A 26,433-nucleotide genomic window follows, 5' to 3' on the forward strand; every position below is an offset into this window, starting at 1 on the left:
TCAGGCTGCGCGCGTGGTGCGCTTTTCGATGCGTTTTTCGTGATTGCCGACGACAATCCGGTCGACGAAGATCCCGGCGGTGTGGATATTGTCCGGATCGAGTTCACCGATCTCGACAAGCTCTTCCACTTCCACCACGCAGGTCTTGCCCGCGGTCGCCATCATCGGATTGAAGTTGCGCGCCGTCTTGCGGTAGACGAGATTGCCTTCCTTGTCGGCCTTCCAGGCCTTGACCAGAGACACATCGGCGACCAGACCTGTTTCCAGGATGTAGGTTTCGCCTTTGAAATCCTTGTGTTCCTTGCCTTCCGCGATCAGTGTACCGACACCGGTCTTGGTGTAGAAGCCGGGAATGCCGGCGCCTCCGGCACGGATCCGTTCGGCCAGCGTGCCCTGCGGATTGAACTCCAGTTCCAGCTCACCGTTGAGATACTGCTTTTCGAAGGTGGCGTTCTCGCCAACGTAGGAAGACACCATTTTCTTGATCTGGCGCGTCTGCAGCAGAAGGCCCAGCCCGAAATCATCCACGCCGGCATTGTTGGAAATGGCGGTGATGTTCCCGGCTCCGGAATCGCGAAGCGCGGTGATCAGGTTTTCCGGGATACCGCAAAGACCGAACCCTCCGGCCATCACCGTCATGCCGTCAAAGGTCAGCCCCTCCAAGGCTGCCTTCGCATCCGGGTAGATTTTGTTCATCTGTCACTCCCAATCAGTGTCGTTAGGCGCATGACCGGCACATTTACCGCTTGCCCCCCTGCGGTCAAGATCTCATTGATGCATTGCAGCGAAAAACATGAATGCACATTCAGAACCCGGGCCGTCCGTCAGTCATTGCGAAGTCTTCCCGGTTTTCTGCCCGGCAGAATATGGCATGAGCTTTTCACCGGCCAGGAACGCCTTCCAGAAAGACACTCCGGCCCGTGTACCAGTTCCTGTCGACAATTATCAAGATGGCGGTCATTTCGCTGCTTGCCGGCGCGGGCCTGTCCCTGATCGACATCTCCGCGGAAGACATCCTGAGCACGGTCGGCCTCGGTCCCGAGGCGCTGTGGATCTATCTCAATCTCTTCAGGCCGCCCAGCGCCTGACGTCAGCCCTCGGCCCCGAACGCCGTGCGCTCGTCGCGTTCCTTCTGCACCTGCTGTCGCCGGGTCACGAGGGAAGCGGCGATCACGGCGCAGGTGACCAGGACAACGAGAATGGTGCAGACAGCGTTGATTTCCGGCGTCACGCCTAGCCTGACCTGGGAATAGATCTTCATCGGCAGGGTGGTGGCCCCCGGACCGGTGGTGAAGCTGGCGACCACCAGATCGTCCAGGGACAGGGTGAAGGCCAGCATCCAGCCGGCCACGACCCCCGGCAGAATGATCGGCAGGGTGATCAGGAAGAAGGTCTTGACCGGCGGGCAGCCGAGATCCTCCGCAGCCTCCTCGATGGACTTGTCGAAGCCCACGAGCCGCGACTGCACGACGACGGCCACATAGCACATGGCGAAGGTCGTATGGGCCAGGATCACGGTCCAGAACCCGCGCGACTGGTCCATCGCCACGAAGAGCAGCAGCAGCGACAGGCCCAGGATGACTTCGGGCATCACCAGCGGCGCGAATATCATGCCCGAAAACAGCGAGCGTCCGATGAAGCGGCCGGAGCGCACCAGAACGAGGGCGGCCGCGGTGCCGAGCACCGTCGCGACGCTGGCGGAGACAAAGGCCACCCGCAGCGTCACCCAGGCCGCATCCAGAAGCTGATCGTTGTGAAGCAGCGACACGTACCATTCGGTCGAGAAGCCGCCCCAGACGGTCACCAGGCGGCTCTTGTTGAAGGAATAGATCACCAGCAGGACGATGGGCAGATAAAGGAACGAAAAGCCCATGACGAGAGAGGTGATGTTGAACCAGGTCGGGCCGCGCGTCATGCCTGTTTCTCCGCGATTTTCTGCTGCTGGTTCTGAAAGAGCACGATCGGGATTACCAGGATTATCAGGAGGATCACGGCAACCGCCGAGGAGACCGGCCAGTCACGATTGTTGAAGAACTCGGTCCACAGGGTCTTGCCGATCATCAGCGTGTCGGATCCGCCGAGCAGATCGGGGATGACGAACTCGCCGACGGCGGGGATGAAGACCAGGAAGCAGCCGGCGATCACGCCGGGAAGCGACAGGGGCAGCGTGATCTTCCAGAAGGCCTTCCACGGCGGACAGCCGAGATCCTCGGCGGCTTCCAGCAGGCTGCCGTCCAGCCGTTCAAGGCTCGCGTAGAGCGGAAGGACCAGAAACGGCAGATAGGAATAGACGATGCCGATGTAGACCGCCGTGTTGGTGTTGAGGATGACCAGGGGCTCGTCGATGATACCGATTGCCATGAGAAGCTGATTGAGCAGGCCCTCGTTCTTCAGGATGCCGATCCAAGCATATACGCGGATCAGGAAGCTGGTCCAGAACGGCAGGATCACCAGCATCAGAAGCGTCGGGCGGAGCGACTGGGGACTGCGGGCCATGCCATAGGCGATCGGATAGCCGATCAGCAATGTCAGGAAGGTCGAGATGCCGGCAATGACGACCGAGGACAGGTAGGATTTCCAGTAGAGATCGTCTTCCGTCAGCCAGAGATAGTTTTCCAGGGAGAGGTCGCCGAGGTTTTCGACGAACGCCTGCCAGCCGCCGGCGAGATCGAAGGTCGGGACATAGGGCGGAATGGCGACCGCCACTTGGGAGAGGGAAATCTTGAAGACGATCAGGAAGGGCGCCAGGAAGAAGATCAGCAGCCAGACATAGGGCACGGCGATCAGCGCCCAGCCTCCAAGGGTTCGTTTCACGGGGGCGGGTTTGTCCATGGCGCGCTCCTATCCCCTCAGAATGACGCCGGCGTCGCGGTCGAAGGACAGCACCACCTCATCGTCCCAGGTGATGGGATTTTCCACCATGCGCGACACATTGGCGAAAGTGGCCCGCAGGATGGTGTCCCTGTCCCCCTTGCCGACTTTCGAATGGATGATGGACACATCGCCGAGATAGGCGATGTCCCAGACAAGACCATCGATCTGGTTGGCGGCGTCCGGTTCGCCGCGGCCGTGGGCGATGCGGACCTTTTCGGGCCGGATGGCGTACCAGACCCGGTCGCCGATGCCGGCATCCGTTGTCTGGTTGGTCTCGATGGCGAAGCCCTCGCAAACGGAGTCGAGCCGCGTGCCCGCCTCGGATTTCCGCACCACCGTGGCTTCGATGAGGTTCACGTCGCCGATGAAATCGGCCACGAACCTGGAATTCGGCGCCTCGTAGATTTCCGCCGGTGTGGCCACCTGGACCAGTTCCCCCTTGTCCATCACCGCGATGCGGTCGGCGACCGTCATCGCCTCTTCCTGGTCATGGGTGACGATCAGGAAGGTCGTCTTGAGCTCTTCCTGAATGTTCATCAGCTCGAACTGGGTTTCCTCGCGCAGCTTTCTGTCGAGCGCGCCGAGCGGTTCGTCCAGCAGCAGCACCTTGGGGCGTTTCGCCAGGGACCTGGCGAGCGCGACCCGCTGCCGCTGGCCCCCTGACAGCTGATGCGGCCTGCGTTTGGCGAATTGCTCCAGCTTGGTCAGCCGCAGCATCTCGGCAACCCGGTCGCCGATCTCCGAGGGCGCCAGCCTGTCCTGCTTGAGGCCGAAGGCGATATTCTTCTCCACACTCATATGCGGGAAGAGCGCATAGGACTGGAACATCATGTTGGAGGGGCGGCGGAAGGGCGGAATACCTGCAAGGTCCTGGCCGTCCAGAAAGATCTGCCCCGTTGTCGGCGTTTCGAAGCCGGCGAGCATGCGCATGAGGGTGGTCTTGCCGCAGCCGGAGCCGCCGAGCAGCGCGAAGAACTCACGCTCGTAGATTTTCAGGGAGAGGTTGTTGACGGCCGTGAAGTCACCGAATTTCTTGGTGACATTGCGGAACTCGATGAAAGGCGGATGGTCCGGGCTTTCCCAGGGCGTGAATTCCCGCCGTACGGGCCCGATCGATTTTTTCGCCAAAACACACCCCCACCCCAAGAGAAACCCCAAGTGACCGGTCCGCCGGGCCCGCTGCTGCAGGCCCGGCGGTCGGGCAGCGGCCTACTGACCGCTTTTCACCGATGTCCAGGTGCGGGTGACAATCCGGTTCACCTTCGGCGGATAGGAGGTCACGGTGTAGAGATTGGCCACCGTCTCCTCGCTCGGATAGATCGCCGGATCGCCGATGACGTCGTCGTTGAGCAGCTCCTGGGACGCCTTGTTGCCATTGGCGTAATAGACATAGTTGGAGGCCTTCGCCATGACGTCCGGACGCATGATGTAGTTCAGGAACTCATGTGCCTCGTCCGGGTGCGGGGCATCGGCCGGAACCGCCATCTGGTCGAACCACATCAGGGCGCCTTCCTTCGGGATCGCGTATTCCACGGTCACGCCATTGTCGGCTTCCGCTGCGCGGTCACGGGCCTGCAGTACGTCGCCGGACCAGCCGATCGCCAGGCAGATGTCGCCGTTGGCCAGGGCGTTGATATATTCGGAAGAATGGAACTTCTGCACATAGGGGCGGATGGTCTTGAGCAGTTCGCCCGCCTTTTCGATTTCCGCCGGATCCTTGCTGTCCGGATCAAGGCCGAGATATTTGAGCGCGGCCGGGAACAATTCCGTCGGCGCGTCCAGGACATGAACGCCGCAATCTGCCAGCTTTTCCATGTTCTCCGGCTTGAAGAACAGGTCCCAGCTGTCGACCGGCGCGTCCTCGCCAAGAGCTTCCTTCACCTTTTCGACATTGTAGCCAAGACCGGTGGTGCCCCACATGTAATTGATGGAATAGGCATTGCCCGGATCGTATTTCTGAACCCGTTCCTCGATTTCCGGCCACATGTTGGAAAGATTGGGAAGCTTGGACTTGTCCAGTTCGGCAAAGACACCGGCCTGGATCTGGCGGGCCAGGAAGGTTCCGGTCGGCACGACGATGTCGTAGCCGGTGCCGCCGGCCAGCAGCTTGGTTTCCAGCACTTCGTTGCTGTCGAAGACATCATAGACGACCTTGATGCCCGTTTCCTCGGTGAATTCCTCCAGGATCGACTCATCGATATAATCGGACCAGTTGTAGACCCGGACCTCCCGGTCCTGGGCGACAGCCGCACTGCCCAGAAGGCTGAGCACGGCGACTCCGGTCAACATGGATTTGTATGACATTCTGAAACTCCCCTCAGAGGTTTTCCGTGACCCGATCCGGGCCCTTTTCCTGTTTGCAAACGGCCGTAGCCGCTTGTCTCACCTTGTCTTTCCCGAACCTTGGCGATGGTCCGGGATTTTGTCCAGCGCCGATTTTGGGCACCGTCTGCATCACAAATAGGTCTGTCGTTCCAGGGAGGATATCTCCCGGCCGAATTCGTTCAGTTCGTCCCGTTTGATCTCGGTCAGCACCTTGTGCATTTCCTTGCCGACTGCCTGTTTCATCAGCTTGGAGGCCTCGAAGGCATCGATGGCCTCGTCCATCCAGGGCGTCAGGCGCTTTCTGCGCTTCTGGTAGGCGTTGCCGGTGACCGGAGCCGGCGGGTCCTTCTTCAGGCGCAGGCCTTCCATCATGCCCGCCAGGATTCCGGTCAGCACCAGATAGGGATTGGCGTCGGCGCCCGCGATCCGGTGCTCCACCCGGGCGGCTTCCGGCGTGGAGGCCGGGACGCGCAGGGCGACCGAGCGGTTGTCGTAGCCCCAGCAGATGGACGCCGGCGCGTAGGACCCCGGCTGCATGCGGCGGAAGCCGTTGAAGGTGGAGATGAACAGCAGCAGCGACTCCGGCATGGTCTTGAGCAGGCCGTTGATGGCATATCCGAGCCGCTCGCCGCCCTTGTCCGGATCGGCGAACAGATTGCCCTTCCCGTCTTCCATGGACACATGCACATGCATGCCGTTTCCAGGCCACTCGACGAAGGGCTTGGCCATGAAGGAGGCCTTCAGCTGGTGCTTGCGGGCCACGCCCGCCACCAGGCGGCGCAGCAGCACCACGTCATCGGCCGCCAGCAGCGGATTGCGCCGGTGATGAAGGTTCAGCTCGAACTGGCCCGGGGCTGCCTCGGAGACCGCCGCATCGGCGGGAATGCCCTGGGCCTCGCAGGCCCGGCGCAGATCGTCGACCACCGGCAGCAGCGCCTCCAGGTCCGACAATGCGTACATGTTCTGGCGCGCCGGGCCCAGATGGGTGGAAAACAGCGGTTTGGGTGGCTCCGTCCAGTCGCCGTCGCTTTCCTCGAAAAGATAGAATTCCAGTTCGAAGGCACAGGTGGCGGTGACGCCGAACTCGTCCTGCAGCCGCCCCACCATCTTCTCCAGCACGTGGCGCGGATCGGCGAGAAAGGGCTGCCCGTCCCGGTCGTACATGGACAGCAGCACCTGGGCGGTCTTGCGGTCGGCCCAGGGCACGAGTTTCAGGGTTTCGGGGATCGGCCAGCACACGCCGTCCTTGTCGCCGGTTTCCAGATGCATGCCGGTGGCCTCGACCTCGCGGCCCCAGACATCAAGCCCGAAAAGCGAATAGGGAAAGGCGACGCCGCCCTCGAACACCTTGGGCAGCGCATTGCCGGGCAGCCATTTGCCGCGCAGGACCCCGTTGGTGTCGGGAAGAACGACCTCCAGCGTGTCGAGATCCGGATGCGCGGCCATGAAGGAGTTGAAGTCGGTCTGCCATCCGGGTTCGGCCGGATGTTCGAGAGTCTGGTGGGGAAGCTCGTTCATTGAGAGTCCGTTTAACCCCTGCCTCTGCCGGCACCGGCCGGACGATACGTCGCGCCCGGTCGTCGGCTTTTGTTTGCTTGACTGTGAAAAATGTGATCACTTTCCCCTGAGCCTGTCAAGGCGGATCACACAAATCGGTCTTTCAACACTGCGAGGATCACCTCATTGCCCCATCGGCGCTCCGCTTTGCAACCCGGCCCGGCCACGTCGCGTGGCGCGACCCGCGAGCAGGTGGATGCGGCGGTGCGCACGGGCCTGCTGACCGGGCGTTTCATTCCGGGAAAATCCGTGACGATCCGGGGGCTTGCGGCGGAGCTGGGGGTCAGTCCCATGCCGGTGCGCGAGGTCCTGCAGCGACTGGCGGCGGAAAACGCGCTGGAAGTCAAATCCAACGGCCGCATCCAGGTGCCGGACATGACGCCGACGCGCTTCGACGAGGTACTCAAGGCCCGGCTGCTCCTGGAGCCGGAACTGGCGGAACTGGCGCTGCCGAATCTCGCCGCCGGCGACGCGGGCCGGCTGCAGACCATCGATGACGACATCGACCGCTGCCTCGTCGACGGCGACGCGGAGGCCTATCTGCGGCTGAACCATGCCTTTCATTTCAGCATCTACCGGGCATCCGGATCGCGGGTCCTGCTGCCGCTGATCGACAGTCTGTGGCTGCAATTCGCCCCCTTCATGCGCACGGTCTACGGCCGGGTGGGCACGGCCAGTCTGGTGGACCGGCACAAGGAAGCCATCCGGGCGATCGAGCTGGGTGACAAGGACGCCTTGCACGCGGCCATCGCAGCGGATATCCGCGACGGCATGGGGCTTCTGGGCAAGGAAATTCTCGCGGGCGCATGAGCCTGTTGATCCCTTCCCCGTCCCGTGTCATTTTGTGATCACAAAATCCTGCGACCAGGACAGGCACCGGACACAGGATTGGCGAGCGGCTATATGCCGGGAGCCCGATTTCCTTCCCGGTGCCAAACAGATGGAGCCTCCCGTGACTGCTGACACGCCTGCCAGTGAACCCCAGAACCCGACGGACAGCCTGCGCGGTGTCCCCGATGTCGACGCGGCGCGGGACTGGCTGAACGCGCGCAATATCCAGGACATCGAGTGCATCGTTCCCGATATCGCCGGCGTCGCCCGCGGCAAGATGATGCCGACCGGCAAGTTCTTTTCCGGACCGGTGATGACCATGCCCGCGTCGATCTTCGCCCAGACGATTTCCGGCGACTATCCGGAAGACGACGAGCGCTTCAAGCACAACCCCACGGACGGCGACCTGTACTTCCGGCCGGACTACAGCACCCTGACCACGGTTCCCTGGGAAACCGACCCCACGGCCCAGCTGATCCACGACGCCTACACGCGCGAGGGCGCACCACTGGAAACCGCGCCGCGCAACGTCCTCAAGCGGGTCCTGAAACTCTATGAGGACAAGGGCTGGGATCCGATCATCGCCCCGGAGATCGAGTTCTACCTGGTGCGGCCCAACACCGACCCGGACTATCCGCTAGAGCCGCCAACGGGCCGCTCCGGGCGCCCGGAGGTGGGCCGCCAGTCCTATTCCATCTCCGCGCTGAACGAATTCGACGATCTGATCGACGACATCTACGACCTGTCCGACAAGCAGGGCCTGGAAATCGACACCATGATCCACGAGGAAGGCGCGGCGCAGATGGAGATCAACCTGCGCCACGGCAATCCGCTCGCCCTGGCCGACCAGGTGTTCCTGTTCAAGCGCACCATCCGCGAAGCGGCGCTCCGGCACGAGATGTATGCCACCTTCATGTCCAAGCCGATGACCAACCAGCCCGGCTCGGCCATGCACATCCACCAGTCGGTGGTGGACAGGGAAACCGGGCAGAACATCTTTTCCGGCGAGAATGGCGAGGAAACTCCCGCCTTTCTCTCCTTCATCGCCGGGCACCAGAAGTTTCTGCCCAAGGCGACCTGCATCATGGCGCCTTTCGTCAATTCCTACAGGCGGTTCTCGAAAACCTCGACCTCCCCGGTCAATGTCTACTGGGGCTACGACAACCGCACCGTGGGCCTGCGCGTACCCTATTCCAATCCGCAGGCGCGGCGGCTGGAAAACCGCATTCCCGGCTCCGACGCCAATCCCTATCTGGCCATCGCAGCAAGCCTTGCCTGCGGCTATCTGGGCATCGTCAACGGCCTGAAGCCGGATGCGCCGAAGGCGGACGACTGCACCGACAGGGCCCGGTCCCTGCCGCGCGGCCTGCCCGAAGCGCTGGGAAAATTCGAAACGTCCGACGAGATGATCGAGGTGTTCGGCGAACAGTTCGTCGCCACCTACCGGGCGATCAAATACGAGGAATTCGAAACCTTCATGTCCGTGATCAGCCCCTGGGAGCGGGAGTATCTCCTGCTCAACGTCTGATCCCGTCCACCTCAATCCGGAGCTTCCGCCATGACGGCCCATTCCAACGTCTATCCGACCAAGGCCCTGCAGGACCTCGACGCCGCCCACCACTGGCATCCGTTTTCCGACATGAAGTCGCTGAACGCGGAGGGCACGCGGGTGATCACCAGCGCCGACGGCGTGTGGCTGCGCGATTCGGAAGGCAAGAAGATCCTCGACGGCATGGCGGGCCTGTGGTGCGTGCAGGTGGGCCACGGGCGCACCGAGATCGCCGACGCGGTGCACAGGCAGATGGTCGAGCTGTCCTATTACAACACCTTCTTCAAGACGACCCATCCGCCCGCCGTCGCCCTGTCCGAAAGGCTCGCGAAGCTGGCGCCCGATCACATCAACCGGGTGTTCTACTGTTCTTCCGGGTCCGAGGCCAATGACACCGTGTTCCGCATGGTGCGCACCTATTGGGACAAGCTCGGCAAGCCGGACAAGAAGGTGATCATCGGCCGCTGGAACGGCTATCACGGCTCCACCCTGGCCGGGGCCAGCCTGGGCGGCATGAAGGGCATGCACCAGCAGGGCGACCTGCCCGTTCCCGGCGTGCATCACATCGACCAGCCCTACTGGTTCGGCGAAGGCCATGACATGAGCCCCCAGGACTTCGGCATCGCCGCCGCGCGCAAGCTGGAACAGGCCATCGACGAACTCGGCGAGGACAAGGTCGCCGCCTTCATCGCCGAACCGATCCAGGGCGCGGGCGGCGTGATCATCCCGCCGGACAGCTACTGGCCGGAAGTGCGCCGTATCCTCAAGGAGCGCGATATCCTGTTCGTCTCCGACGAGGTGATCTGCGGCTTCGGCCGCATGGGCGAATGGTTCGGCTCCTCCTATTACGGCATGGAGCCCGACCTGATGCCCATCGCCAAGGGCCTGACCTCCGGCTACCTGCCCATGGGCGGCGTCCTGGTCTCCGACCGGATCGCCGAGGGGCTGATGCTGGCCGGAGAGGATTTCAACCACGGCTACACCTATTCCGGCCATCCGGCCTGCGCGGCGGCGGCCCTCGCCAATCTGGACATCATCGAGCGGGAAGGTCTCGTGGGGCGGGTGAAAACCGACATCGGCCCCTATCTGCAGGAGCGCTGGCGCAAGCTCGCCGGCCATCCGCTGGTCGGCGAGGCCCGCATGACCGGCCTCATGGGCGCGCTGGAACTGGTACCGGACAAGACCAGCCCCTACAAGCCGTTCCGCGACCCGGGCAACGCCGGCACCATCTGCCGGGACATCTCCTTCGAAAACGGCATGGTGATGCGCGCGGTGCGCGACAGCATGATCATCTCCCCGCCACTGGTGCTCACCCACGAAGAGGCGGATCTCCTCGTGAAGACCGTCGAGAAGACCCTGGACGATACGTTCCAGATCCTGAAGCGGGATGGCCTGCTGGGGTGATGGCAGGGGGCTGACGGCGGCGTCGGGGCCGGCAACGGCATCGGCGACGAGCAGAGCCACAACCGGGGGGCGGATCCGGCCGGGCATGACCTGTGTCAATGTGCATGCTGCAGGGGTCGCGGATTGTTGCCATTCTTGACCGGGATCCCCCGAACGGTACTGACCGGACCGCAGAGGGGGGGCCGGACCACGGCAACGCGCCGGCGGCAAATCGGGACGGAAGCAGCAACAGGAGAGCTTGCATGTTCGGACGGGTTTTCGGATTGGGAAAACGGGATTTCGCGACCCTTTCCGAGCAGGAGATCCTCGCGCTGGCGATTTCCTCCGAGGAAGACGACGCACGTATCTACACCGCCTATGCCGAAGGGCTGCGCGAGCAGTATCCGCATTCCGCCAAGGTCTTCGAGGAGATGGCCAGGGAGGAAAACACCCACCGTCAGCGCCTCATCGAGCAGCACCGCGCCCGGTTCGGCGAGACGATCCCGCTGATCCGGCGCGAACATGTGCGCGGCTATTACGAACGCAAGCCCGACTGGCTGGTCCGCCCGCTGGGCCTCGACAAGGTCCGCTCCATGGCCGAGACCATGGAGGATCAGGCCTATCGCTTCTATGTCGAGGCCGCCAAACGGACGTCCGACGCGGGCACCCGCAAGCTTCTGGGCGACCTCGCCGCCGCCGAGAAGGTCCACGAGAGCCTGGCGCAGCGACTCGGCCACGAGCACACGCCCGAGGATGTGCGCGAGGAGGAACGCCAGAGCGAACGCCGCCAGTTCATCCTGACCTATGTGCAGCCCGGCCTGGCCGGGCTGATGGACGGATCCGTGTCGACGCTGGCACCGATCTTCGCCGCTGCCTTCGCCACCCAGGACACCTGGCAGACCTTTCTGGTCGGCCTGTCGGCCTCGGTCGGCGCAGGCATCTCGATGGGCTTCACCGAAGCGGCCCATGACGATGGCGTCCTGTCGGGCCGCGGCTCGCCGCTCAAGCGCGGCCTTGCCTCCGGCATCATGACCGCCATCGGCGGTCTCGGCCACGCCCTGCCCTACCTGATCCCGCAATTCTGGACCGCCACGACGGTGGCCGCCATGGTGGTCTTCGTGGAACTGTGGGCGATTGCCTGGATCCAGAACCGCTTCATGGAAACCCCCTTCCTGCGCGCTGCCTTCCAGGTCGTCCTCGGCGGCTCCCTGGTCTTCGCCGCCGGCGTTCTGATCGGGAACGCCTGAGCGGGGCGACCTGCTTCCCGATTGTCCGGATTTACAAGTTAACTCTTCTCTTCACGGTCCGGCCTGTGCCTGGCGCGATATATCGCTACCTGACGCGACGGCCCTGTTGCCATTTGGGCATAGCGTTTGACGTGAGTTCGATCCCGTCAGCGCTGCCCCTCCTCAAGGGACGGCGGGACTTTTCACTCCAGCTCGCAATGGCATTCACACCTCCCTCGTGAACCGCTTCTTTTTCGATGACAATCCGGGCATCAGGACAAACAGCGTCAAAATACAGATATTTTATAATATAAAATAATTAACATGGGCAAATAGCACTCTGCACAGCAGGGCAACATTTGGTGTTATGTCATTGAACATTACGCACTTATTTTGAGCAAACCCGCAGGATTGAGTGATTTTGAGCACCCTACGCATTTAACATGAAGAAATAATCTGAATACTCATACTGGCATTATGAAATTACGAGACGCGATGTCAGGACTAAAGCGAAGAACCAACACGGCCAAGAGCATTGCCCTCCCCGCAACTGCCAGCCGCTTCCGTCGGTTTCAAGCCCCTCATCCGTTGGAACACACACGGAGATAGACATGCAGATCCAGCGTAAAAAATTCAAACTTTCTGCACTTCTGGGCGTCAGTGCGGCGCTGCTTGCCTTCAGTCAACCATCAATGGCCGATGATCTGAGCCTGCGGCTGAATTGGAAGATGAAGGGTGAATTCACGCCTTTTGTCGTCGGTTCCGACAAAGGGATGTTCTCTAGAAATGGAACAACCGTTTCGGTCGAGGAAGGCAGCGGTGCAACGCTTGCCCTGCAGTCGGTAGCGACCGGCGAAGACGACTTCGCATATGTTCCATCTGTCCAATTGATCCAGGCCGTCAACAACGGGATGCCGGTCAAGGCTATCGCCACCGTGTCGAAGGTCGACTCCATGGGCATGGTTGCACGCCCCGGTATCTCGCTCCAGTCCCCGAAGGACCTCGAAGGCAAGACCGTGGAAATTGCGTCAGCCTCTACTTTCAACAACATCTGGGAAGCCTTTGCTGCGACCAATGACATCGATGTCAGCAAGGTTGAAGTCGTCAGCGTCAACCCCGGCGCCCGGTTCAATCTGCTCCTGAGCGGACAGGTCGATATCCTGGCTGACATCTTCCTGACCAACGAACTTCCGGTACTGAAATCGAAAGCCGGCGAAGATTTGAATTCGATCGCGGTCGGTGACTACGGCTTCCGGATCATCGGATATACCCTGGTCACATCGACCGACATGATCGAGAACCAACCGGAACAGGTCAGCGCCTTTCTGGCTGGTGCGAAGGAAGCGTTCCAGTTCACTCTCGACAACCCTGACGAAGCCATAAGCATCGCAACCAGCGCTTATCCGGACGTTCTTCAACCGGAAGCAACAAAAGGACAGGTTGAGGCGCTTGTCGGCTTTCTGAACATGGGTGAACCCTCCACACTCTTTGAAGGCAGCATTGAGGGATGGCAGGCGACACTTGACGCACTCGAAAGCGCGGGGGTGATCGACACGAAGAAAGAAGCTTCCGCCTACTTCACCAATGAGTTCCTCGACAAATGAGCGGGATCAAGCGCACTTTTGCGATTGACGGCGTACCCACGGCAACTGGTCCGTGGGCGCGTACCGTCGAGTGGAACGGCATGATTTTCATTTCCGGCATCCGCGGGATCGAGACGGAAACCGGCCTTCCCGCCGAAACGGTCGAGAAACGGATTGAGCTCATCTTCGAACAGCTCGGTCTGATACTTGCCCACCATGGCAGCGACGCCATGTCGGTACTCTCATCAACTGTATTCGTCACCGACATGGCCAGGCTGCGCCCCGTAATCAACGAGGCGTATGAAGCGTTCTTCGGACCTGAATGGCCCACGCGCTCCATTGTGGAAGTCTCGGGCCTCAATCAACAAGATGACATGGAAATAGAATTTGTCGCCGTCAGGAGCAAACAGTCTTGATTCCCCCCAGCATTTACAAGGTGCTCCCACCTATTTTCGCGTTTCTCGCGCTCATTGGCTTTTGGGAATTCGGCGTCGACTATTTCGATGTACCACAATACGTCCTGCCAGCTCCCAGTGCCATCGGCGCTGCAATTGCCGATCATTGGCAATCCCTGCTGCGACATAGCGGCGTCACTCTTGTGGAAGCCGTTCTCGGGTTTCTCCTGGGGATCGCCGTAGGCCTTCCTCTTGCGATTCTGATTTCCTGCTCACCCTGGCTTGAAAGAACGATATACCCCCTTCTTGTTGCCAGCCAGTCCATACCGAAGGTGGCACTCGCTCCAATCTTTGTCGTTTGGTTCGGCTTCGGACTGCTGCCGAAAGTCCTGATCGCGTTCTCGATTGCCTTTTTCCCGGTGGTCGTAAACACGGTGGTGGGTTTATCTCGAACGCCTCCCGACATGATCCGCCTGATGCAATCCCTGGGAAGCACTTCTGTCGAGACCTTTTTGCGGGTGCGCATCCCCATGGCAACGCCCTACATATTTGCCGGCATCAAGATTTCTTCGGCCTTTGCAGTGGTTGGAGCAATCGTGGGAGAGTTCATCGCTGCCACGAGCGGGCTTGGCTATCTGCAGCTCATTGCCAACAACAACCTTGAAATTCCGCTCCTGTTTGCGTGCCTGGTTCTCCTGTCCCTGATCGGGGCAGTGATCTATTACGCAGTGGTCCTCGTCGAACATCTCATTCTTCCTGCGCCCTTGCGATCCCAAGAAAACGACGAGGCACGCCGATGAGCGAGACCGATGAACTTCTTGCCATAGCAGATAACAAAGGCGCTTCGATTTCCATTCGAAACGTCGGAATGGATTTCGCCCGCCGCGGCAGCGTTGTAACTGCCCTGGAAGATGTCAATCTGGAAATTCCCGCCGGCACCTTCTGTTCAGTGCTGGGGCCCTCCGGCTGTGGCAAGAGCACCTTGCTCTCCCTCGTCGCCGGTCTCGCCAGCCCTACTCGTGGAACTATCGCGCTTGACGGCAATCCGCTCACAGGACCATTCCACGATGTTGGCATTGTCTTTCAAAGCGACGTGCTTCTTCCCTGGCTGACGGTCCTGGAGAATGTGGTTCTCCCGGCAAAGGTGAAAAAGCTGAACATGGAACAGGCGCGCACAACAGGCAGGCAGCTTTTGCGCGATGTCGGTTTGCACGACTTCTGCAATCACTATCCCGGGGAACTTTCCGGCGGAATGCGGCAACGGGCTTCCATCTGCCGCGCGCTTCTGGCCAAACCGTCTGTCCTCCTGATGGATGAGCCTTTCGGAGCACTGGATGCCCTGACCCGAGAAAAAATGCAGCAAGACCTGAATCGCATTTGGGCGGAAGATACCAAGACAGTGCTGTTTATCACGCACGACATTGAAGAAGCCGTCAGCATGGCAGATCAGGTGATTGTCATGAGCCCCCGACCGGGCAGGGTTTTACGTCGGTATTCGATCGATCTGCCGCAGCCGCGGACTCCTGCCGTCAGGCGGGATCCTTTTTTCGAGGAAACGGTAGACGATATCCGGAATCTCTTCCACGAAGCCGGGGTCCTGTAGGAACACGGAAACTGGCGTCGCTCCAGCACCCCAGGTGCTGGGGTGTCCTCTCTCGCAAGGCCAATAAAAATGACACGAAACGGGCCGTGTAACTCCGGACGGACAATTTGGCTCATGGCGTTCGCTGCCGGGGCGGTCGTTGCCAACAACTATTACAATCAACCTCTGCTTCAGGAAATGTCCGAAAGTCTGGACATCTCCGCGCAGGCAGCTTCCTGGATAGCGAGCATCACCCAGATCGGCTACGCCTTGGGTTTGTTGCTGCTCCTTCCTCTCGGCGACCGGTTGGACCGCCGCCACATGATCACAGTCCTGATGTTCCTGTCAGCGCTGATGCTTGTTCTATTCAGTCTTTCCAACAGCTACCCTTCGGTATTGGCCTCCGGTTTCCTGATAGGCCTGACAAGTATCGTCCCCCAGATGCTGCCCCCGATCGCCAGCCAGAGCGTACCCGCGAACGAGGCAGCCGATGCTGTCGGAAAGGTGATGGCCGGTCTGCTGCTCGGGATTGTCCTTTCCCGGTTTGTCGGCGGCTGGCTGGGTGACCTGCTTGGATGGCGGGCAGTCTACGGTCTTGCTGCAGGCCTGATGCTCATACTGATGGTGGTATTGCGAAAATCGCTTTCCCCTGTCGCCCCGACCTTCAGGGGGTCCTACTATCAACTCATACTCAGCCTGAAGCACATATATATGCGGCATGCCACGCTTCGCACCATATCGCTCGCCGCAGCACTTCAGTTCGGCGCATTCAGTCTGTTCTGGACGACCCTGGCCTTTCATCTCAATGCGATGCCGGAACACTATTCAGCGAAGGTCGCGGGAACATTTGCCCTGATTGGCGCCACTGGCGTTCTGGGCGCTCTCGTCTCCGGAAAATTTACCAAGCGGTATAGCGAAAGGCTGGTTCTGATCATCAGCGGCAGTCTGATGCTGGCAGCCTTTGCGATGTTCTTTCTGGCGCAGGACACCCTCGTCTGGTTAATACCGGCGGTGATTCTTCTCGACCTGGGGATGCAAATGAGCCATGTAACCAGCATGTCCACCATTCTCTTTCTGGACAGGAATTCAACAAACCGGTTGAATACGACCTACATGGTCATTCGGTTTCTTGGCGGCGCCGTGGGCACCATTGTTGGCGGCTATTCCTGGCATCACGGTGGCTGGATTACGGTTTGTGCAGCCGGATTTTCTTTTTGCCTCATTGCACTGCTGATCAATGCCTATGGCTCAACTTCGGCAGATGCGTAATCCATAGACCACGGCATGTTCCGGTCCGGGATTGGCCGGAAACACGACCTGCAAATTAGGATGAACGGTTGGGCCGGATGAACAAGAACGAAAATGCCCTTGCACTGGAACAAAGACGGATTGAACCTGTCGATATAACGGATGACAAGACACAGATCGTCCTGGACCATGGCAGTCCCGAAAAGACAAATCGGCTGGAGCTGCCCACCGATGACAAACGCGCCGGCGAAGGGGTGACGATACAATCGGTCGATCGGGCCCTATCGATCCTGGAACATGTGGCAGGCGCAACACGACCGGCCAAGCTTCAGGAAATCGCGGAAGCCTTGGATCTGAAAAGCCCGACCTGCTACCACTTGCTGAATTCGCTTGTGAAACGCGGCTTCGTCACCCGAAACCAGCATCCCCGCACTTATCAGCTGGGCCCTAAAATAAACGAAATGTCCCGCCGTGAGCGCTCCCATTTCGAAATCAGGCAAACAGCCATTCCACACCTGGAAAGGCTGGCGGAAGACACCGGACATACCGCCTGCATGGCCGTTTTCTCAGGCACCGAGCTGACGATTACCGTTGATGTTGAAGCCGCAAGCGGCATTTCCATAATCGCCTATCGCCAGCACCTGAGCCGCGCACCGCATGCCACGGCACTGGGAAAAGCGATTTTGGCATGGCTACCGGAGCCACAAATTGCACGGGTTGTGGCTGACCGTGGCCTGACAGGCTTTACCGACCTGACCATCGTCTCGTTGGGAGATCTTGTAGAAAGCCTTCGGCAGGTTCGCCGGCACGGTTTTGCAGTAGACGCGGGGGAGTACAGCACTGACGTATTCAGTCTTGCTGCTGCCATTCGAAACCCCGCCGGCGGCGTGATAGGATCGATTGGCTGTCTTGCGCGAAGGAACAATGATGACCTGAAAAGCCTGCGCGAGGTTCAGCAAAGGGTCATTGCCACGTCAAAGGCTATTTCAGACGCTTGCTGTTAAATTCGAAGAGCGCCACGACGGTGGCCGCCATGGTGGTCTTCGTGGAACTGTGGGCGATCGCCTGGATCCAGAACCGCTTCATGCCCCCCTTCCTGCGCGCTGCCTTTCAGGTCGTCCTCGGCGGCTCCCTGGTCTTCGCTGCCGGTGTGCTGATCGGGAACCCTGAGACCAGGCGGGAGAGCAGAATGCTGGAAGAAAGCGTTCACGGCGATGAGAACAAATAACCGAAAAGTGGCAGGTAGTGGACTGGCCGCTTTCGGTAGCCTGTTGGACGATACAGGCATTCAAAGGAGTGGCGTATACTTACACTTTCGGCCCGAATGATGCCAAAGCGCGGATAATTGTCTGCGCAATATGGCATCGTCTCGTGATGGGTTCTCCTTTTTCCGGCATCCAGGCCAAACGCAGGCACGAATTCCACTTATCCTGGCCGTTCAGATTTCCCGAGCCAGCTCACTTGTTCAGCCCTTTCAAGCAGCAGAAGTCGTCCCCACAACATCCATCAGCTTCGCACAGTCGGCCACAACATCATACTTCACACGCTCCTGGGTGACCTTCTGGCTGATTTCATCGGAGAGTTTACTGGTGCATTCGATCTTCGTCTTTTCCCCCGTCCGTGAATCTCGTTCGCTTCATTCTCCGTTCTCGAGTTGGGGCGGGGTCCAATCAACGGTGGAGGAAAAATCTATTTTGGAAAAAGGAACGTCACGGCCGCCCTTGCACCAAAGCCGTCGGGGCCGTTGTCCGCGCTGGCCGCATAATATCGCACACCGGCCTGCAGACTGATGGGCTGCTTGTCGACGGTGACCAGTTTTGAAACCATTGCATTGATGGGGACAGACCATTCGTCGGAGGTCCAGTCATAGGAGGACTCGGCGTTCAGGGTGAATGTCCAGGCGTCCTTGGTCGTGTAGGATAGAAACGGCTGGATATAGGTCGAATTCACGTCCTTTCTGGCTTCGTCCCCGGCAAATGACCACACGTGATTGGCCAGTGCACCGTATGTCCATTGACCTTGCTGACGCAGGACAACTCCGGTTGGGCCGGCGCCCCACTTCTTCGAGCTGAGGAGACTGTCGGTACCTGTCGGAACGAGCAGAACCGGGCCCAGGCCCCAGATCAGGCCGCCGAAGCCGGGCTGCTGAGGTGACAGAAACAGACTTTGCGTGATGTCTCCCAATCCGAACTGGGTGCCGGAGTTTCCTGCAATATCATTTTGCCACGCCACGGGAGCAATCGTCCGCGAAATCACGTTCCAGTGTTCATTCAGCGTAATCGGAATCACCGGCTGGATGTTCAGCGTCATCTTGCTGCCCTTCGACGGCCCGTATCCCTGATCGTAGTTCCACTGGAAGGGAATGCTGATCAGGGCAGCGACGGGGTTCGAGAGCTTTTTTGCCAGGTCGTCGTTTTGCGCAGTTGCGTAGGAACCGGCACTGCAAAGCAGCGTGACTGCCAGCAAGGCTTGTTTGATCAGGCTTCTGCCCATGGATGCAACTCCCTGTTTCCTGTCGGTGTCATTTCATGCATGCACGATTTTCAGCTCCTCGCCGGGGGACCTTCGGCGGACGCGTTGCTTCAGGACGGCCGGAACACGCCTTGCGCTTTTGCTGCCGCTTGACGAGGTCAAGCGCTTCCGTTCCGGGGCATGTGCACTTGGGGTTTCTAAAAGGATGAGATCTTGTTCTTGCTTCAGAGAGGCCGGTCTAGAACCTCATTTTCAGTCCAACGAGAGGCCCGTTTACGGTCATGTCGCTGAGCTTTGAATTGGAGCCGAAATCATAGTCCAGGTAGCGATATCCCAGAACGGCATCGAACCGGTCAAAACGGTAGTTGAGACCGCCAAAGGCCTGCCAGGTCAGATCACTCTGGCCGGTTCCGATGTCTCCGTAGTAGGAAACGTAAAACCTGTCCGTCAGGCTCGTCTCCCCCTTGAAGCCGACAATTCCGTCCAGGACGTGGCCATCCGCATTCACTTCGCCGCCCAGCCTGCCGATATTGAAACTCAACTGGGACTGGATCCAGGTATACCGGAAACCTCCCAGCGCCCTGATTCTGGTCCGGGGCGTGTCAATCGCCGCATAGGTGATGCCGGAAGTGTTGATGAAGGCTTGAATCGCAACGCCGACGCCAGTTTCGACCGACCGGCCGACAATTTTCGCCGTGGAGGTTTCCGTGCCCTGCAGGTTCATGTAGACGAAATCGGAGAAGCCTCCAAAGCGGCCTTTCTCGGCCGAGACCTGGCCCATCGCGGTAAAGTTCAGATTTTGCAGTATCTGCCAGAGCGGCAGTTCAATGTTGTCCCCGGCGGACGTGGTCATGTCGATGTCCGGGAGCCAGCCGTATAGACCGGCTTCGAACTGCCATCCGTGGAAGGGTTCCGGTGCCAGGTCCGGCCCGCCTTCGTCGGCCATCACGGTAGATCCGAGGCAGATCAGAAGACCGCTCGCCGCAGCCGATTTCAGCACCCGTTTCCACATATCGAAGCCTTGCAACAAATCAACTTTCATGAACAGCCCCATGATGACCTGCGATCACAAGTCCGGCGGACAAGGTGGTTTCAAGGGCACAGGCAATCTTCTCGCCCGCGCCACACTGCGGGTTGCGTTTACCGGTACATATACGCGCGGCGAAAACCGCGACGACGGGCACCTGCAAAGGAAAGAGGGGTCAGGGGCATGCCGATGACGTCGATGAATACGGAGACGTTTTCACCCGTGGCAGGGAACGTGCCTTCAATCGTTTTTACCGTGTAGATCAGATCGCTGCCGTCGAGACGCGGATCCATCAGCACCGCAACCGTTTGATGCAGCGTCTCGCCATCGAGAACCGAAATATCCGCATTCGGCGGATCCGACAGAAAGCTGTCGGCGCCTTCGCCCCAAAAGGGAAGAAATGCAGCCGTGGTCATGTTGCCGGCGATGCGTTCTGGTCGGTCGGCAAAGAACAGCGTCGTCGGGCTGACGTCCTTGAGTGTCAGCGTCTTTGTCGCCGCATCGAAGGTCATGCCTTTTGAGGTCTGCACGAAAAGAAAGTCGGCATGGTCTTCCGCGGCATGTGCGGAGGAGTGTGATCCTGCCGCGATCACGGCGGTTGAGGCGAGACTCATGACCAGTGTTCGTCTGTTTACTGCAAGTTCCTGCTTTTTCATCGGAAATCTCCCGCCAGGTTTGATACTGAGCCGCAATCGCCGCTCGTTTCGGATCGGGCCCTGATATCAGGGCCCGAATGATTTCCTGCCGCGACCGTGTTTCGTTCGGGGCATCTTTCTTGTGCCGGACAGGCCCCAATCACGAGATTGATCGGGCAACCGGCCAATCCGGTCACTTTGTCCGCGGTGTCGGCGGACTTGGGAATGTCCAGGTTCCGTTCTGGATTGCCTCGCCCGGCTCGTACATGCGCACCGCATAGTTCCAGCCTTCCATGATCGGCAGGCAATTCTCCACGCCCGCTCCGCAGCCTCCGAAGCGGAGAGTGTAGGACCCGTCGCTGTTCGGCTTTGCGGTCAGATCGTTCAGGCTGTAGGCGTGCAGGTCGTTCTGCTGGAAATAGCCTTTGGCATTATAGAGGCTGATCGACCAGAAGCCCTTGACCGGCACGTCCTTGACGGTCAGTTCGTATTCGCCGACCGGCAGGCCGGGTTCGACGTTCACATAGACGGCATCCTTGTCCGGCAGTCCTCCCCAGGCGGAGGCCGAGCCGATCAGGAAATGGACCGGATTGACTTCTTCCTTGGAACCGAAGGTGTTGATGTATCTCTTCAGCCCCTTGGCAAGGTCGAGAACCGGCTCAAGGGTCGCCTCGTAGCTTGCCTTGTCGTAGTCGGGCATTGAAAACGGAGTATCGGAACCGGCCGAGATTTCGATCATGTCCTGGAGCTTGTGGGCTTCGGCGAGATCGGCTTCGCTCTCCGGATCGGCCAGCGTCCGGATGACGAGTCCGACCATCGGCGTATCAAATTCCTCAACGGTGAGCTGATGCGCGCCGGCGCCGTAGAAAACCTTGTTCACATAGCCGTCGTTGTTGATGACCATCAGCGACATGTATCGCTTTCCGGCATCCGGCATGGTCACGGTCGCTCCCTTTGAAATATCGACGACGCCGAGGCTGTACAGCGTGTCGCGGTTCATCCGGATGACGTTCTGCTTGTCGATCGGCGTCGGTGTCCGGTTGTGGTGCAGCTTGTTGACGCCGTCTGCCAGCTTGACGATGCCGGCGAACTCGAAGTCGGTCTGCGCTCTGTCGAAATTATCGACATTGACGATGACAGGTTCGGCCACGGCCGCCAGCGGCGCCGACAGGACCGCCATCGCGGCAAGCAGCGAAAGCGTGGGAAGGGATTTCATTCGGGTTGTTTCTCCATGAAAGGCTGGGAATTTGGAGGCACCGTCGATGGGCCGGTGCCTCCGGGTGCAATCCTATTGCACCAGTTCGATCTCGCTCGGCCGCCAGGACTTGTCGAAGAAGGACGGCAGCGGGCTATAGAGGCGCAGGATCGTGAACCACCCCTTTTCCGGGTCTGTCTGGATCCAGTTGCCCCGTTCGACGCCATCAGGCTGTTGCGGGCTGAACCAGACCGTGGTGGAGCCGTCCTCGGCCGCAGTCGACGCAGGCGAGGGATAGCTTTGCGATCCGGCGCGAGGGTACTTCTGCGGTGTCTGCAGCATCGACCGTGTCTGGTTGTCATAGACTGTGAGGGACCAGAACGCCTTTGCCGGGATATTCTTGGGCAGCGTCACCTTGTAGGTCTTCGCACCGTCGTACGGCTCTCCGTCGGCATCCGTGAAGCCCATCAGATACTGCGATCCAACGCCGGGGATGTTCATGATCATGCCGGGGCTGTCGAGCGTGTAGCCGTAGTAGAAGGCCGTGCGCGAATCCAGCGTGCGGGCACCGGTCGGCGCCAGCGGCTTGAATTTTCCGTCCACGAAGGCCGGCGGCGGGGTTTCGAAGAAGGCTCCGCCTTCCCAGAGCATGCTTCCCCACATTGAGCCCGGGTAGTAGGCCCAGTCCGGATGCGCGCTGTAGGGAAGCCAGTTCAGCACCCGGCCGGCAGCCTGGCCGACAGCCGCGGCATCGGCGAGGATCTTCTTCATCCGCTCGTCGGGCGCGAACTCCTTGCCCTTGACGATGCCGATGGCGGCGAGCTGTCCGGAGAGCTCCACGTCGTAGCTGGTGGCGGGCTCGGCCTGGACGTTCTCGTTGATCCACTCATAGAAGCCGAAACCGCTGGGCGGGATGGTGTTGAACGAGAGGTCGCTCGCCTCGATGAACTTTGTGTCGGGGACCTTCGGATCTTCCCCAAGACGCACCGCACCGGTCAACGCCTCGGCGATGCTCGTCCCGTAGGCGCCCTCGGCATAGGGATAGATCTTCATGTGCGTCTTGATGTTCTCGACCGCAGGCTTGGGGTCGTTGTCCACCAGATAGGCGCGAGAGGCATAGAGGATACGGTTGGTCTTGGAATGCGCGACGAAGTAGCCGCCTTCAGGCAGCGGGCCATCATAGTCAGGCCCGACGATCAGGTACTTTCCGCCCTGACCGCGGTCAGGTCCCGGCCCGCCGACATCGATGATCCAGGAGAACCACATGTCGTTGATGGTGCCCACGCCGTCCGAAGGTTGCTCGATTACCATGGGTCCCTTCGAGAGATCGACGACGGAGAGGTAATAGACGGTGTCGGCGTTGCCGGTCAGGAAGAGCGACGTCGAATCCAGCAGTTCGGACGTGATGACAACATCGTTGTAGTTGGCGCCGATGCTCTGGAAGCCCTTGTGGAATCCCAGGGCCGAGGCACCGCGAAAGCTGTTGTTGTAGACGTTCAGGGCACGGGTGAAGTCGAGTGCGTCAAAGACCTTCCGAGCGGTCTCGGCACTTGGCGCGCCGTCCTTGAAATCCAGTGTGCCGATGCTCGTTTCGATGCTGTCGGGAGCGCCGAGCGCCTGGACCACCTCCTTGGTAACCTCGGCGTGTGCGCCGCTCGCCAGCGACAGGGCGAGAAGCAGTCCACAACTCTTGGAGAGCCGGTACATGATATGTTTTCCTCTTTTCAGAAAATAATCGTCTACGGGTCAAATGAGGGGCTTGTTCAAGACCCTATTTCACAATCTCGATTTCGCCCGGCCGCCAGGACTTGTCGATCCAGGCTTCGAGCGGGCCATACATGCGCAGTATGGTGAACCAGCTCTTGCCCGGAATGGTCTGTAGCCAGTTGCCCTCCTTGCCTGCAGGTGCTTCCGGGGCGAAATAAACGTCATAGGAGCCGTCGGCATTCCTGGCCATACCGTCGCTCTGGCTGCCGATCGTGGGGAATGGCTGGCCTGTCTGAAGCTGCGAACGGGTCTGGGTATCGTAGATCGTCACCGCCCAGAAATCGTTCACCGGCACATCCTTGGGCAGATGAAGCCTGTAGGTCTTCGACCCGTCGAAGGGTTGCTTTTCGGCATCAAGCACCGCCAGAGCATAGTCGGAACCTTGTCCGGGATGGGTCGCGGCCATGGCGGGTGTCACGCCGCCTGCGTTGAAGTAGTACAGCGTCCGCGCATCGAGACCCATCGTTCCGTCTGCTTCAAAACTGGTGTTCTTGTTGGCAAAGGCCGTGGACCAGACACTGTTCGGATCGTCAGGATAGATCCGCACCCCCTCGATGCGGGGATGGTAGGTGATGACGCGTGCCGTCGCGGCGCCGAGGGTTGCCGCCTCGCTCAGCAGTTTCTTCATGCGGTCATCCGGAGAGAAGGGCTTGCCCTTGACGATGCCGAGTGCGGCAATCTCGCCGCGCACTTCGGGGCCGATGGCATCGATCGGCTCTTCCTGGATGATCTCGTTGAGGTTTTCGAAAAAGGAGAAATCGCTTGAGAAGACCGTGTTGAACGGCTTGTTGGACATGTTGACGAATTCGGTCGCCGCGGGATTGTCCGCATCCTTCAGCGGATAGACCTTCAGCCTGGAGGTGATGTTCTCGACCGCGGGTTTCAGGCCATTCTTGATCGAGCCACGCAGAAACATGAAGTTCCGGTTGGTCGGCGGCTTCAGCAGAAAATAGCCCTCGGGAATGGCGCCGTCGTAACCGGGTGGCACGACCAGATATTTTCCGCCCTTGCCCTTGTCGGGCCCGGTGACGCCCATGTTGCCGGCGAAGCGCTGCCAGGCGTCGTTGAGAAATCCGAGCATGCCCGGCGGCACCTCGATCACGGTCGGTCCGTCCTTGGCGAGATCGGTGTAGGTATAGGCATAAAGTGTCGAGGTGTTCGCCGTCACCACCAGGGTCTGGGAATCCATCAACTGTTCGAAGATGGCAATCCTGTTCGCGCCCTTGGCGCCCGCATTGGCCAGCCCCATGCGCACGCTGTACATCGAGACGGCACCGACATTGTCCAGGAACACCTGCATGCCGCGCATGCGATCAAGGTTGTCATAAACCGCCGCAACGGTTGCGTCCCTTGGCACGCCGTCGAAGAATTCGAGGGTCCCGACCGGTGTTTCGACCTTGTCCGGAATGGAGATTGCGCCGAGTTCCGCAGAGGTAACGTCCGCGACCGCAGGTGACATGGCAAGGGAAAATGCAAAAAAGCTTATGGCAGTCAGGCGCGACATCCGTTATTTCTCCCGGAGAAAGTCTTGGTTTTCAGTAAAAGCTACACAAGTCCGTGCATCTCTTCTGCCCATTTCGCGCCAATCTTGCTTTCTTTGAAATTGTCCTGCACATGCGTTCCTGTAGGCTCGCGGCGTGCATCCGGCCCACCTTGCAAAGGCACGGGAGAAGGCGCCCGGCGTGCGGTAGCCAAGCCTGGCTGCAACGGCCTGTACCTTCAGATCCGTCTCGCGCAGCAAGAGTCTCGCCATATCGAAACGGCTTTGCTCAACCAATGTCCGGAAGTCGAGACTGGCCCCGCTCAGTCTCCGCTGCAGAGTTCGCGGACTGATCTCGAGATGCCGCGCTACCGAAACAAGCGAGATCGAACCAGCCAGGGAAAGCTCGGCAATCAAGGATCTGACCGCGGTCAGTCTCGGCGCGGCAACTTTCGCTCGACGGTTCATGGTACTTATATCCCATTGCAGTACGTCTTGCAGTTATGTTGCCTGATTTCGGCATCGGTCTCTGCCCATTTCGCGCCAGATCACTGGCGGGGGGACCGAGGAGATTACGTTTGGAAAACAGGCTTTCCCTGGTCCGGGCGACACATCTGAACAGCCGCATATCGGTGATGCGCGATATCGGAACACCGGTCGACCGCGACCTGAACCTCATGGAACCGGGCAGGCTTGATGATGTAGACGCCCGCCGCTGGCTCAGATGTGCCAAGGTAGGTTTTGTTTCAATCCTATTTGGAGGCGTCGATGTCAGAAGTTCATACAATTGGTTTGGATTTGGCGAAATCGGTATTCCAAGCTCATGGGGCAGACCCGTCCGGAGGAGTTGTTTTCCGCAGGCGCTTGCGGCGTAGCCAGGTTCTGAGTTTCTTTGCGGCCCAACCAAAATGCTTGGTTGCAATGGAAGCCTGTGGCAGTGCCCACTATTGGGGACGCGAGCTTACCCGTTTGGGACACGAGGTTCGGTTGATACCGCCCATTTACGTGAAACCATTCGTGAAGCGTCAGAAGAACGATGTTGCGGATGCGGAAGCGATTTGTGAAGCCGCGACCCGCCCGACGATGCGATTTGTTGCTGTTAAGAGTGAAGAGCGTCAGGGCATTGCCGTCATATTGCGGACGCGCGAGCTATTGATCCGGCAACGTACACAGATCATCAATGCGCTGCGGGGTCATCTGGCAGAATTTGGGGTCATCGTCCCTAAAGGCGTAAGCAACACTGGTAAGTTGATGGATCACATCTGCGACCCGGCAACGGCTCTTCCCGAAACGGCCCGTGATGC

General features: G+C 59.8%; 24 protein-coding genes and 1 pseudogene. 13 read left to right on the plus strand and 12 right to left on the minus strand.

Annotated features, from left to right (window positions below; genetic code table 11):
- Complete coding sequence (locus DCO57_RS04750) at nucleotides 1-696, minus strand: CoA transferase subunit A (RefSeq protein WP_116697679.1); 696 nt, start codon at nucleotides 694-696, stop codon at nucleotides 1-3.
- Between the two features lie 224 nt (nucleotides 697-920).
- On the opposite strand from DCO57_RS04750, the gene DCO57_RS23490 reads away from it, so the two are divergent.
- Complete coding sequence (locus DCO57_RS23490; RefSeq protein ID WP_165814637.1) at nucleotides 921-1,088, plus strand: hypothetical protein; 168 nt, start codon at nucleotides 921-923, stop codon at nucleotides 1,086-1,088.
- 2 nt (nucleotides 1,089-1,090) lie between these two features.
- On the opposite strand, the gene DCO57_RS04755 is transcribed toward DCO57_RS23490, so the two are convergent.
- The 5 genes from DCO57_RS04755 to DCO57_RS04775 form a co-directional block, all read right to left on the minus strand.
- A complete protein-coding gene (locus tag DCO57_RS04755) occupies nucleotides 1,091-1,915 on the minus strand; it encodes an ABC transporter permease (RefSeq protein WP_116697680.1) in 825 nt (274 codons plus the stop codon).
- Nucleotides 1,912-2,832 carry an ABC transporter permease subunit gene (locus DCO57_RS04760; protein ID WP_116697681.1) on the minus strand — a complete coding sequence of 307 codons (921 nt, stop codon included), beginning with the start codon at nucleotides 2,830-2,832 and terminating at the stop codon, nucleotides 1,912-1,914. Before DCO57_RS04760 ends, DCO57_RS04755 begins: the two co-directional genes overlap by 4 nt.
- 9 nt (nucleotides 2,833-2,841) lie before the next feature.
- Nucleotides 2,842-4,002 (minus strand): ABC transporter ATP-binding protein, encoded by a 1,161-nt coding sequence (locus tag DCO57_RS04765; protein ID WP_116697682.1) that lies wholly within the window; start codon nucleotides 4,000-4,002, stop codon nucleotides 2,842-2,844.
- An 81-nt stretch (nucleotides 4,003-4,083) separates the two neighbouring features.
- Nucleotides 4,084-5,178 carry a polyamine ABC transporter substrate-binding protein gene (locus tag DCO57_RS04770; protein ID WP_116697683.1) on the minus strand — a complete coding sequence of 365 codons (1,095 nt, stop codon included), beginning with the start codon at nucleotides 5,176-5,178 and terminating at the stop codon, nucleotides 4,084-4,086.
- A gap of 150 nt (nucleotides 5,179-5,328) precedes the next feature.
- Nucleotides 5,329-6,717, minus strand: coding sequence for a glutamine synthetase family protein (locus DCO57_RS04775; RefSeq protein ID WP_116697684.1), 1,389 nt, complete (start codon nucleotides 6,715-6,717; stop codon nucleotides 5,329-5,331).
- A gap of 186 nt (nucleotides 6,718-6,903) precedes the next feature.
- Between DCO57_RS04775 and DCO57_RS04780 the strand changes: the two genes are divergently transcribed.
- The 11 genes and pseudogenes from DCO57_RS04780 to DCO57_RS04830 form a co-directional block, all read left to right on the plus strand.
- Nucleotides 6,904-7,566 carry a GntR family transcriptional regulator gene (locus DCO57_RS04780; RefSeq protein WP_165814638.1) on the plus strand — a complete coding sequence of 221 codons (663 nt, stop codon included), beginning with the start codon at nucleotides 6,904-6,906 and terminating at the stop codon, nucleotides 7,564-7,566.
- 130 nt (nucleotides 7,567-7,696) lie between these two features.
- Nucleotides 7,697-9,115, plus strand: coding sequence for a glutamine synthetase family protein (locus tag DCO57_RS04785; RefSeq protein ID WP_116697686.1), 1,419 nt, complete (start codon nucleotides 7,697-7,699; stop codon nucleotides 9,113-9,115).
- 30 nt (nucleotides 9,116-9,145) lie between these two features.
- Nucleotides 9,146-10,540 (plus strand): aspartate aminotransferase family protein, encoded by a 1,395-nt coding sequence (locus DCO57_RS04790; protein WP_116697687.1) that lies wholly within the window; start codon nucleotides 9,146-9,148, stop codon nucleotides 10,538-10,540.
- Nucleotides 10,541-10,782: 242 nt separating this feature from the next.
- On the plus strand, nucleotides 10,783-11,766 hold the full coding sequence (mbfA, locus tag DCO57_RS04795; RefSeq protein WP_116697688.1) for an iron exporter MbfA: 984 nt from the start codon (nucleotides 10,783-10,785) through the stop codon (nucleotides 11,764-11,766).
- Nucleotides 11,767-12,356: 590 nt separating this feature from the next.
- On the plus strand, nucleotides 12,357-13,349 hold the full coding sequence (locus DCO57_RS04800) for an ABC transporter substrate-binding protein (protein WP_116697689.1): 993 nt from the start codon (nucleotides 12,357-12,359) through the stop codon (nucleotides 13,347-13,349).
- A complete protein-coding gene (locus tag DCO57_RS04805) occupies nucleotides 13,346-13,744 on the plus strand; it encodes a RidA family protein (protein ID WP_116697690.1) in 399 nt (132 codons plus the stop codon). Before DCO57_RS04800 ends, DCO57_RS04805 begins: the two co-directional genes overlap by 4 nt.
- Nucleotides 13,741-14,523 (plus strand): ABC transporter permease, encoded by a 783-nt coding sequence (locus tag DCO57_RS04810; protein WP_165814639.1) that lies wholly within the window; start codon nucleotides 13,741-13,743, stop codon nucleotides 14,521-14,523. The genes DCO57_RS04805 and DCO57_RS04810 overlap by 4 nt, the downstream gene beginning before the upstream one ends.
- On the plus strand, nucleotides 14,520-15,326 hold the full coding sequence (locus tag DCO57_RS04815; protein WP_116697692.1) for an ABC transporter ATP-binding protein: 807 nt from the start codon (nucleotides 14,520-14,522) through the stop codon (nucleotides 15,324-15,326). Before DCO57_RS04810 ends, DCO57_RS04815 begins: the two co-directional genes overlap by 4 nt.
- Before the next feature lie 114 nt (nucleotides 15,327-15,440).
- The gene (locus DCO57_RS04820) at nucleotides 15,441-16,574 is read left to right on the plus strand and encodes an MFS transporter (RefSeq protein WP_165814640.1); all 1,134 of its coding nucleotides are present in this window, start codon (nucleotides 15,441-15,443) and stop codon (nucleotides 16,572-16,574) included.
- 77 nt (nucleotides 16,575-16,651) lie between these two features.
- Complete coding sequence (locus tag DCO57_RS04825) at nucleotides 16,652-17,557, plus strand: IclR family transcriptional regulator (protein ID WP_116697694.1); 906 nt, start codon at nucleotides 16,652-16,654, stop codon at nucleotides 17,555-17,557.
- Between the two features lie 8 nt (nucleotides 17,558-17,565).
- Nucleotides 17,566-17,718, plus strand: a pseudogene (locus tag DCO57_RS04830) (rubrerythrin family protein); the annotation flags it as partial.
- A 524-nt stretch (nucleotides 17,719-18,242) separates the two neighbouring features.
- On the opposite strand, the gene DCO57_RS04835 reads toward DCO57_RS04830, so the two are convergent.
- From DCO57_RS04835 to DCO57_RS04860, 6 genes are all read right to left on the minus strand, one after another.
- On the minus strand, nucleotides 18,243-19,046 hold the full coding sequence (locus tag DCO57_RS04835; RefSeq protein ID WP_165814641.1) for a transporter: 804 nt from the start codon (nucleotides 19,044-19,046) through the stop codon (nucleotides 18,243-18,245).
- Between the two features lie 217 nt (nucleotides 19,047-19,263).
- Nucleotides 19,264-20,067, minus strand: coding sequence for a hypothetical protein (locus tag DCO57_RS04840; protein WP_133192630.1), 804 nt, complete (start codon nucleotides 20,065-20,067; stop codon nucleotides 19,264-19,266).
- A 98-nt stretch (nucleotides 20,068-20,165) separates the two neighbouring features.
- Entirely contained in the window at nucleotides 20,166-20,708 is a 543-nt protein-coding gene (locus DCO57_RS04845) for a hypothetical protein (RefSeq protein ID WP_116697696.1), read from the minus strand.
- A gap of 172 nt (nucleotides 20,709-20,880) precedes the next feature.
- Nucleotides 20,881-21,903 carry a DUF1254 domain-containing protein gene (locus DCO57_RS04850; RefSeq protein ID WP_116697697.1) on the minus strand — a complete coding sequence of 341 codons (1,023 nt, stop codon included), beginning with the start codon at nucleotides 21,901-21,903 and terminating at the stop codon, nucleotides 20,881-20,883.
- A 72-nt stretch (nucleotides 21,904-21,975) separates the two neighbouring features.
- Nucleotides 21,976-23,589, minus strand: a complete 1,614-nt coding sequence (locus DCO57_RS04855) for a DUF1254 domain-containing protein (protein WP_116697698.1) — start codon at nucleotides 23,587-23,589, stop codon at nucleotides 21,976-21,978.
- A gap of 64 nt (nucleotides 23,590-23,653) precedes the next feature.
- The gene (locus DCO57_RS04860) at nucleotides 23,654-25,153 is read right to left on the minus strand and encodes a DUF1254 domain-containing protein (protein WP_116697699.1); all 1,500 of its coding nucleotides are present in this window, start codon (nucleotides 25,151-25,153) and stop codon (nucleotides 23,654-23,656) included.
- A 744-nt stretch (nucleotides 25,154-25,897) separates the two neighbouring features.
- On the opposite strand from DCO57_RS04860, the gene DCO57_RS04870 reads away from it, so the two are divergent.
- Nucleotides 25,898-26,433: IS110 family transposase (locus DCO57_RS04870; protein WP_116697760.1), on the plus strand; the 536-nt coding region annotated here is incomplete at its 3' end.

Source organism: Labrenzia sp. 011, assembly GCF_003075075.1.
Classification (GTDB): Bacteria; Pseudomonadota; Alphaproteobacteria; order Rhizobiales; family Stappiaceae; genus Roseibium.